This is a genomic window from Paraburkholderia ginsengiterrae (assembly GCF_001645125.1).
Taxonomy (GTDB): domain Bacteria; phylum Pseudomonadota; class Gammaproteobacteria; order Burkholderiales; family Burkholderiaceae; genus Paraburkholderia; species Paraburkholderia ginsengiterrae.
Map to the genome: position 1 here is coordinate 1 of NZ_LXKA01000321.1, position 257 is coordinate 257.

Consider the following 257-nt stretch of genomic DNA (forward strand, 5'->3'; position numbering starts at 1 on the left):
TGACCTACTTTCACACGGGTAATCCGCACTATCATCGGCGTGGAGTCGTTTCACGGTCCTGTTCGGGATGGGAAGGGGTGGGACCGACTCGCTATGGTCATCAGGCTTTGACGGGTTGCTGCGTCGCTATCGGGTTTTGGTCAACCCGGCGCCACAGCCAATCTGGAAGAAGTAGTTTCTGGTGATGCTCACCAGAGGGAGATTCGGGGGTTGTGTTGTTTCTGGCACAACACTGATCTCAACCTGTGTGTTCTGCA

1 rRNA gene is annotated in these 257 nt (G+C 54.9%); it reads right to left on the reverse strand.

The features are described 5' to 3' along the window. Positions 1-105, reverse strand: a 5S ribosomal RNA gene (rrf, locus tag A6V37_RS22005); the annotation flags it as partial. Between the last annotated feature and the right edge of the window lie 152 nt (positions 106-257).